At 70.3% G+C, this 7,645-nt stretch carries 10 protein-coding genes; all 10 read right to left on the bottom strand.

Features of this window, described 5'->3' with window-relative positions; translation table 11 throughout:
- Positions 1–222: hypothetical protein (locus Q0W90_RS21495; RefSeq protein ID WP_297776465.1), on the bottom strand; the 222-nt coding region annotated here is incomplete at its 3' end.
- Positions 219–731, bottom strand: coding sequence for a hypothetical protein (locus Q0W90_RS21490; RefSeq protein ID WP_297776463.1), 513 nt, complete (start codon positions 729–731; stop codon positions 219–221). The genes Q0W90_RS21495 and Q0W90_RS21490, both read right to left, overlap by 4 nt.
- Before the next feature lies 1 nt (position 732).
- Positions 733–1,029, bottom strand: coding sequence for a hypothetical protein (locus Q0W90_RS21485; protein WP_297776460.1), 297 nt, complete (start codon positions 1,027–1,029; stop codon positions 733–735).
- The gene (locus Q0W90_RS21480) at positions 1,026–1,670 is read right to left on the bottom strand and encodes a hypothetical protein (protein ID WP_297776457.1); all 645 of its coding nucleotides are present in this window, start codon (positions 1,668–1,670) and stop codon (positions 1,026–1,028) included. Before Q0W90_RS21480 ends, Q0W90_RS21485 begins: the two co-directional genes overlap by 4 nt.
- Before the next feature lie 10 nt (positions 1,671–1,680).
- Positions 1,681–2,295: a hypothetical protein gene (locus Q0W90_RS21475; protein ID WP_297776455.1), complete on the bottom strand. Its 615-nt coding sequence runs from the start codon at positions 2,293–2,295 to the stop codon at positions 1,681–1,683.
- Between the two features lie 38 nt (positions 2,296–2,333).
- On the bottom strand, positions 2,334–3,311 hold the full coding sequence (locus Q0W90_RS21470) for a phage major capsid protein (protein ID WP_297776452.1): 978 nt from the start codon (positions 3,309–3,311) through the stop codon (positions 2,334–2,336).
- Between the two features lie 37 nt (positions 3,312–3,348).
- A complete protein-coding gene (locus tag Q0W90_RS21465; RefSeq protein ID WP_297776449.1) occupies positions 3,349–4,914 on the bottom strand; it encodes an XkdF-like putative serine protease domain-containing protein in 1,566 nt (521 codons plus the stop codon).
- A 10-nt stretch (positions 4,915–4,924) separates the two neighbouring features.
- Positions 4,925–5,647 (bottom strand): hypothetical protein, encoded by a 723-nt coding sequence (locus tag Q0W90_RS21460; protein WP_297776447.1) that lies wholly within the window; start codon positions 5,645–5,647, stop codon positions 4,925–4,927.
- 2 nt (positions 5,648–5,649) lie between these two features.
- Complete coding sequence (locus Q0W90_RS21455) at positions 5,650–7,221, bottom strand: phage portal protein (protein ID WP_297776444.1); 1,572 nt, start codon at positions 7,219–7,221, stop codon at positions 5,650–5,652.
- A 27-nt stretch (positions 7,222–7,248) separates the two neighbouring features.
- Positions 7,249–7,645: hypothetical protein (locus Q0W90_RS21450; protein ID WP_297776441.1), on the bottom strand; the 397-nt coding region annotated here is incomplete at its 5' end.

Below are 7,645 nucleotides of genomic sequence, written 5' to 3'. Positions count from 1 at the left end.
GACCGACAGGCCGACCGTGTGCACCTTGACCATCGTCTGCTGCATGCCCGCCATCGGCAGCCGCGGATCGGCGGGGGCGACGGCGCTGGTCTGCACCTCGACCACCACGTCCGGCAGCGCCTGCGTTTTCTCGGCGGGCACGTAGTCGTAGCCGCCGGCGAGGGTGGCGCTGCTCGCGCGGGCCCACGCGACGACGGCCTGAGTGATCTCGGTGGTGGTCATGCCAACACGATCTCACGGCCGAGGCGGCGCGTGCTGTCCGCGGTCTCCGCGACCGCCTGCTGCTCGGCATCGTCCACCCAGTCGGTGAACGGGTGGTAGCCGGACACGACCGGCGCCAGGAAGTACGGGCCGTCACCGGCCAGGTCGCGGCCGTCGGCGTGCACGGTCAGCGCCCGCTTGACCTTCGGCACGATCGCCAGCACACGGTGCCCGAACCGGGTGACCGGCAGGTAGTCGTAGCCGTTCTTCGGGTCCCGGGCGTACGCGTAGATGCTGGTCCGCGGCTGGCTGGGATCGTTGAAGAACGGCGCGGCACGGATCGAGCCGCGCACCCGACCGGAGTCCTCCGGCGCATGCTCACGGTAGGTGTCCTCAAGCACCCGGCCGAGCCGGCGGACCTCGCGGATGGTGGCGTCCTGCGCGGCGCGTTCGGTGCGCGTGAACGCGGCGGCCACCGGCCCCTCCCCCTCGAAGGTGGCGCGGAGCAGCAGGTCGTTGCGGCGCGGCACGTCAGCTTCCCGTCGGGGTGGTGCGCCGCAGCCTCAGCGCGACGTGCGGCAGCAGCGCGTGCGCGACGGCCTCCACGATCCGGTAGCGCTCGCCGTCGACCAGCAGGCTGACGTTCGGCTCGCGCAGCATCGAGAAGTAGGCGAGGCGTGACTCGCCGATGTGCGTGAAGTTCACGCCGGTGCCCGACGACGCGGAGGACTGCGCGGGCCAGATCGAGCAGGCGACGTCGCTCTCGATCACGTTCCCGGCCTGGTCGATCAGCTGCCCGGTCTGCCGGAACGGCAGCGGGGTGCTCACGCCAGCCCGCCGATCGGGCCGCGCCAGATCAGGTCGTTGGACAGCAGCCGGATCGCGCGGGGCGACAGGCCACCGACCTCACCGATGCTCAGCGACAGGTTGCCCTGACGGATACCGGTCAGCCCGAGCTTGCGGCTCGCCGCCACCGTGGACGACAGGTCGTTGACGTCGGCGCGAGCCGTGTCCTCCATGTCGATGCGCAGCGCGGCGCTGACGGCATCCGGAACCTCATCCCACCCCCAGGTACCGGTCAGCGCGATCGCGCCCCTCCTGGACGGCCAGACGCGCTCCTGGTCGATGCCCTGCACTGCCAGCATCATCCGCGAGTACGCGGAGCCACCGGTCAGGGAGAACAGCAGCCGGGTTCGGTCGTCGCTGACCACCACGTCACCGACCGCCCACGGCTCATCGTTGACCGACAGGGCGGTCAGCGTGGCCAGGCGGCGCGGCAGGTACAGCACGCCGTCACCGGACCCGTCGACCGTGTACGTGGCGACCTCGGTGTCGAAGCTCTGCCCGCAGTAGGTCTCGACCGCGACGATCGCCGCGGTGCGAAGCGCCTCCTGATCGGGCTCGGCCGCCCCCGTGAGTTCGGGGACGGCCGATGCCGCGACCAGTTCAGCTGCGGTGGGGTACCCCACCGTGTGCCCCTCAGGCCTTGGAGCGGCGCGAGCGCGAGCGCGGCTTGGTGTCGCCCTCCGACTCGCCGTCGTCGGAGCCGTCGCCGGACCCCTCGGACTCGTCGTCGTCCGCCGAGCCGTCCTCGACGTCGCCGGCCTCGGCCGACAGCTGCTCGATCTGCGCCTTCTGCGCCTGGTCGAGACCGGGATGCATCGACGGCGCGGCCTCGATCTCGCGGGCCACCTGGTCGATGCCGGGCTCGCCGTACGCGATCAGGTCGTTGGCGTCCTTCGGGTTCGCCCGGACGGCCTGCTTGGTCGTGATGACCCCGTTGTCCGGCCCGTGCGGCGCCACGGTGTCGCCGACGACCCGCTGGTTGGGCTCGGTGACCGTCTTGTAGCGCAGGGCGGCGAGCGCGTTCGTGACGTGCTCGGCGTCCGGCCGCGCGTCGCCGGAGACCGGCTCGCTGGCGCGGCTCTGAGCCACCTCGTCGCTGCTGGCCGACCGGACGCCGTTCGTGGCGTTCAGGGCGTCCGCGAAGCCGCCGTCGCCGCTCACGACGCCACCGGCCGGAACGCGGCGCAGCTGGCCGTCCTCGTCGCGCACGCGGATCGCGTGGGCGTTGGTGTTGATGAAGTCCGTCATGGTCGTCAGGTTCCTCTCGATCTCAGGGGTGGCGCCGATCAGGCGATCGCGGCGAGGGAGTGGACCCGGACCACGGCGTCGTACTCCTCGACGATCGTGTCCTGCTTGACGAAGAACACGTACAGCCGCTTGTCCTTGAGGGCCAGCTCGCTGTCGGTCTCGCCGGTCACCTTGCGCTTGCGCACGTCCCAGGTGACGATCCGGACGAAGTTCCGCGGGTTCGCCAGCAGGATGGTGTCGTCGGGCATCGCCGGCACGGTCAGGATCGGCACGCCGAGCGGGCCCTTCGCCGCGCCGTCGCCCGGGGCGCCCTGACCGGCCAGACCGGCCAGCAGCGAGTCGCCGGACGCGGTGGTGCGGTCCGTCAGCGACTCCCACCAGGAGATCGCCCGGTTCGGCGACATGATCCAGACGGCGGCGCCCTGGTTGCGGTACTTGTTCGGCATGGCGTACATCGCCTCGAAGTAGTGCGCCTTGTCGATCGCGCCCGCGTTGATCGTGGACCCGTCGATGTTGCGCCCCGCGACGTTCGCCGTGGCGATCAGCTTGAGCAGCCCGTTGTCGATCTGAAGGAACGCCTGGTCGGCGCCCGCGCCGGCCGCCGTGTCCCCGTTGATCGCCAGATCCTCGAGGTCGAGGCTGAACTGCGTGGTGAACTCGTCGGTGAGGTCGGCCTCCAGCTGCTGGCCCTCGATGTTCTCGTGGAACACGTCCTCGGTGACCTCCCACGGCAGCCGGATCTTCACCGACTGGTACGGCACCGTGGGGAACGACGCCCCGGCCCGGTAGCCGTCGTCGGCGTTCTCCGTCGCCGCGCGGATCAGGCGAGCACCGGTGGTCAGCTTGTTGATCTCGCCGGACGGGGCGGTCTTGACCTCCTGGCGCATGCGCGACAGCAGCGAGCCCTTGTCCTTGATCGTGCGGTGGAACGCGGCGGACTGCTCGGGCGAGAGCAGGCCACCGGCCGCCACCGTGGTGTCCACGGTGGCCTTGGCGATTGCGGCGCGACGGTTCATCGTCAGGGTCTCCTTCGGCGGTCTCGGCGGCTCGCCCTCAGGCGAGGATGCCGGCCAGGGGGTTGTCGGACTTCTTGACCGGCTCGCGGCCGTCGTCGGGCTGCGCGGAGCCGCTGGACGCCAGCGCCTCGATGCCCTTCTCGATCGCGGTCAGCTGCTCGTCGCTCTTGGCGATGTACTCGTCGAGGGACTTCTTGAGCGAGTCGGGCGTGACGTCCTCCTCCTTGGGCTTCGTCGCGTGCTCGACGAGCTTGCCAACGAGGTCGGAGAGCGTGGCGATCGCGCCAGCGCTTTCCTCCTGCGACTTCGCCAGGGCGTCCAGGCGCTCCTTGGTCTCGGTGTCCATCGTGTCCTCCTGAGCGGGGTTGGTGACGCCGAGGCTACCGGCATCCGGGCGAGAAGCCGGGTCCATGCCCAGCTGCTCCTTCATCACGGTGTCCTTCACCGTGGTGTCGTCGGCGGCGGCGGTGTCCGGCTTGACTGCGCCGTCGAAGGTGGTCAGCAGCCAGTCCTTGAACTGGTCGAGGCTGTCGGACAGCGCGGCGCGGGACTGCGCGGCCGTCACGTCCGGCATCGGGTAGAACGCGTCCCATATGACGGAGCGCAGCGCGTCCTGGGCGTCCGGCAGCTGCTGGTCGAGCTCCCGCTGGGCGAGGATGCCGTCGAACGTCCTGGGCTGGTTGCTGGCCTTGAGCAGCGCTGCGGCCGCCATGTCGTCCACGTCGTCGTCCCCCATCTTGTTGATGCCGAGCGCCAGCCCCATCGAGGCCAGCCAGCTGTCCGAGCCGTCCTTGTTGACCGTGGCCTTCGCCTCGGCCTTCAGCTTCTCCCACTCGGCGATCGCGGCGGCGGCTTTGGCCTGCGTGGCGGCGCTCACCTTGTTGCCCTTGCCGTCGTGGCCGGCGGCCCAGTTCTGGACGATGCCGACCGCCTTGCGGTAGGTGCTGCCGCCGACCTTGGAGCCGGACTGCACCATGTCGTTGTAGACGTGCTGAATGTAGGCGGGCAGCTGCTTGCCCTTCATGCCGAACAGGCCCTTGCCCTTCGAGCCGATCGTCGGCTCATGCGCCATCGTGGCGGCCTTGCTCAGCGCCTCGCGGACACCGGACCCCTCGATGCTGACCCCGGTGATCTCACCGGCGTCCACGGCGGCACGAAACGCGTCGGACGGCTCGACGGCGATGTACCAGGAGCCCTTCTTGATCGTGTGCCGGCCGACCTTGAAGTCGGACAGGGCGACGGCGTTCTCCACGACGGTGCAGCCCTGCTCGGCCAGCCCGCCGTGCATCGCGTTGACGTAGCCCTGGTTCTTGGCGAACCGGTGCGCGGCCTTGCGGATCTCGTCGGCGTCCTTCCAGACGTCGGTGATCTCGCTGGCACCCTGGCCGCCGTTCTCCTCGGCGCCCGGCTCCGCGACGACGCAGTAGAACGCCGACCAGTCGCCGTCCTCCTTGAGCAGCCCGTCACGGTGCGGCAGCACCGTCACCCCGTCATGCTCGCCGTCGTGGCTCTTGCGCAGGAAGATCCGCTGGTTGTTCGCCCCCTTCTTGCAGATGCAGATGGCGAACGGGTCGACGTCCGAGAGCACATGCGTGGCGGGCATGGGGCCGATGCTACCCGGCCGGCGCGGGATCACCGCTGGCGCCGGTGACGAACTGGACGGCCTCATCCTGGCCGCCCTCCCGGTTGACCAGCGGGTCGGAGCCCAGCAGGCCGCCGGTGACGCCACCCAGGTGCAGCTCGTCCGGCAGCTGCTCCGGGTCGACGAGCGCCGCCCAGGACTGTGCGCACGCGATGTGCGGCTTACCGACCTCAAGCACCCGGCTGAGCGGATGCGGGTTGGTGGCCTCAAGCGCCTGGCAGACCGGGCACTCGGCGGAATGCTCGTCCTCGCTGTGCGGCCCGAACTCGAAGTCGGGCTCCATGCCGTTCTCGACGTAGAAGGCGAGCGTGGCGTCGGCGTGCGGGCCGTACGCCTCCGTGACCGCGATCTGCGGGGCCTTGTGGCTGAGCCGGTCCTCCGCCCACGCGTCGAAGTCGGCGAGCAGCTGCTCGGTCGGCGTGTCCACGTTGCGGTCGAGGAACTGATCGACCTCCCGGTTGAACGTGGCGACGATCCGGGTGGCGTTCTGGACGGCCTCGTCGCGCAACGCGCGTTCGACCTCGGCCGACAGCTGGATGCCGTCCTCGGTCAGTTCGTAGCCGTAGCTCTCGGCGAGATCGGTCAGCGTCGCCAGGTACGTGTCGCGCTTGGCGGCCAGCAGCGCGTCAGCGAGCGCACGACGGTCCCCGGCGCCGTACTTGAGCGTGGAGCGCAGCTTGCGGCTGACGGGCACGCTCAGGCGGCTCCGTTGCGTGCACGCTGCGATGCGGCGGTGGCGCCGCCGCGCAGCACACCGGCGACCGCCTCCTGCAACTGGCCGACCTGCTGCTGCATGATCTGCCGCGGCTGGCCGCTGGCCTTGTCGCGCGACGTCCGGCCGCCGATGCCGGGCCGCAAGCCACGCTGGTCCTGGGCGCCGTTGACGCGTGGTGTCGGGGTGCCGACCGGTGCCGGGACCGGGATCAGCTGGTCGTTCCAACCGACCGGCACCTGCTCGGTGCCCTCCTTCAACCGCGGCAGGCCGTGCGCGTCACGGAACTCGCCGAACGTGATCGCGCCGACCTCGGCGGCACGCTCGGCGCTCTCGCGCTTGACGGCGTTGCCCTCGATCGCCAGCTGCTTGAAGCTGACGCCCAGGTCGGTGATCCCCAGGCCGGCGAGGATGGTGGCGTTCAACCGGTGCTCGTAGCGGGTCTGCTCGGGGCCGAACACCTGCTCCAACGTGATCGACCGTTGCACCTCAGCGTCGTAGCGGCCCGAGTCGGACACGCCGATGAAGATGGGCTGCATGCGGAACGCGGCCAGGGCACGCTGCCGGTTGTCCTCCCGGTAGCCGGTGAACCCCATGTCGCGGTCGGACACTTCGCCCAGCTGGACGCTGTTGACGTCGGTGCCGGGCGGCACCGGGATGATCGCCACCCGATGCTTGCGGCCCGAGTCGGACTTGAGCGTGTCGGTGATCCGCTGGGTGGTCTCCTGCGGCACCCGGAACGTGACCTTGCCGGCCCCCTCCTTCTTGGCCTCACCGGCGACGAACAGGATCGTCGGCGGTGTACCCGACGAGTCGAAGAAGGACACGTTGGACTCGGCGGCCATCCGGTCCCCGGCGTAGTCGGTGGCGAGCGCAATGTCGCGCGGCAGCCCGTAGTCCCGCGACTCGCTGGTGTAGAGCTTGAACGGCAGCAGCTCGTTGACCGCCCACCGCTTGCCGGGCAGCACCGACGCTTTCGGGGTGCCGTCGCGGCGGGTCTGCACCTTCTCGCCGAAGTTGTAGAACCGGACGCCGCGGTTGGGGTCCATGTCCTTGCCGAGCAGCATGTAGCCGGTGCGGTCGGCGAGGCGGCGGACCATCGCGCCGGGCGCGTGGTACAGCCCGTCGATCTGGCCGTTGCGTCGGTCGCGGCTGACCTCGATGTAGCCCTGGCCGCACTCCTCCTCGTCGCGCTTGACCGCCATCAGCAGCTCGGTGAACGACGGGCGGTCCAGCTTGCGGTCCTTGCGGGCGCACGCTTCGAGCGCGGCGACACCCTCAGCGACGGCGGTCGTCCGGTCGGTGGTGGCGTTCTCGCGGCCGTGGCGCGGCACCAGCGTGTAGCCGAGCCCGACCGTGTTGCGGGCCATCGCGTCCAGGATCGAGCCGCGGGTCGGCGAATGCTCGGTCAGCCGGGCCAGTGACCGCAGGTCCTCCGGTGGCCGCAGGCAGTTGTCCGGGGTGTCGAAGGTGTCGGACGCGTCGTCGGTCTGCGTCGTGTCCTTCGCCAGCTGCACGGTGGTGGCGGTGAGGACCACCTCGGCGTCGTCGTCCATGCGCCGGAGGCTACCCGGTGGGGCGGGCTAGTCGCCAGCGACGGCGAGCGTGACCTCGGTGTCCTCGATCATGGCGAACTCGCGGGCGGTGCGGATCGCCACGTCCAGGCCGTCGAGCTTGTCGTCGTGCTTGGCGTACGGGAAGTCACGCCACTGCTCGCTGAGCGGCAGCTCCTGCACCCGATCTTCGGGGCCGCTGGTCTGGTTCTCCCACACGGGCGCCCACACACGCAGCCACGCCATCTGCGCGTAGGCGCCGAGCGCTTCTAGCCGCTCCTCCTTCGAGCCGGGGGTGCTGATGCCCTCCACCTTGTGCGAGAGGTCGTCGCGCACCACGTCCAGCACGCCCTCGAAGTACCGGTCGAGCGCCACCTTCGACACGCCGATAGCGACGACGCCCTGACCGATCCGGTTGTACCGGTCG

Origin of the sequence: Mycobacterium sp. (assembly GCF_025933915.1) — a bacterium.
Taxonomy (GTDB): domain Bacteria; phylum Actinomycetota; class Actinomycetes; order Mycobacteriales; family Mycobacteriaceae; genus Mycobacterium.
This window is presented reverse-complemented; position numbering and strand designations above follow the sequence as displayed.

What these genes read in the sequence shown, in the direction of transcription:
- Q0W90_RS21475 (WP_297776455.1), bottom strand. Translation starts at nt 2,295, where the DNA reads ATGACGGACTTCATCAACACCAACGCCCACGCGATCCGCGTGCGCGAC.
- Q0W90_RS21470 (WP_297776452.1), bottom strand. Translation starts at nt 3,311, where the DNA reads ATGAACCGTCGCGCCGCAATCGCCAAGGCCACCGTGGACACCACGGTG.
- Q0W90_RS21465 (WP_297776449.1), bottom strand. Translation starts at nt 4,914, where the DNA reads ATGCCCGCCACGCATGTGCTCTCGGACGTCGACCCGTTCGCCATCTGC.
- Q0W90_RS21455 (WP_297776444.1), bottom strand. Translation starts at nt 7,221, where the DNA reads ATGGACGACGACGCCGAGGTGGTCCTCACCGCCACCACCGTGCAGCTG.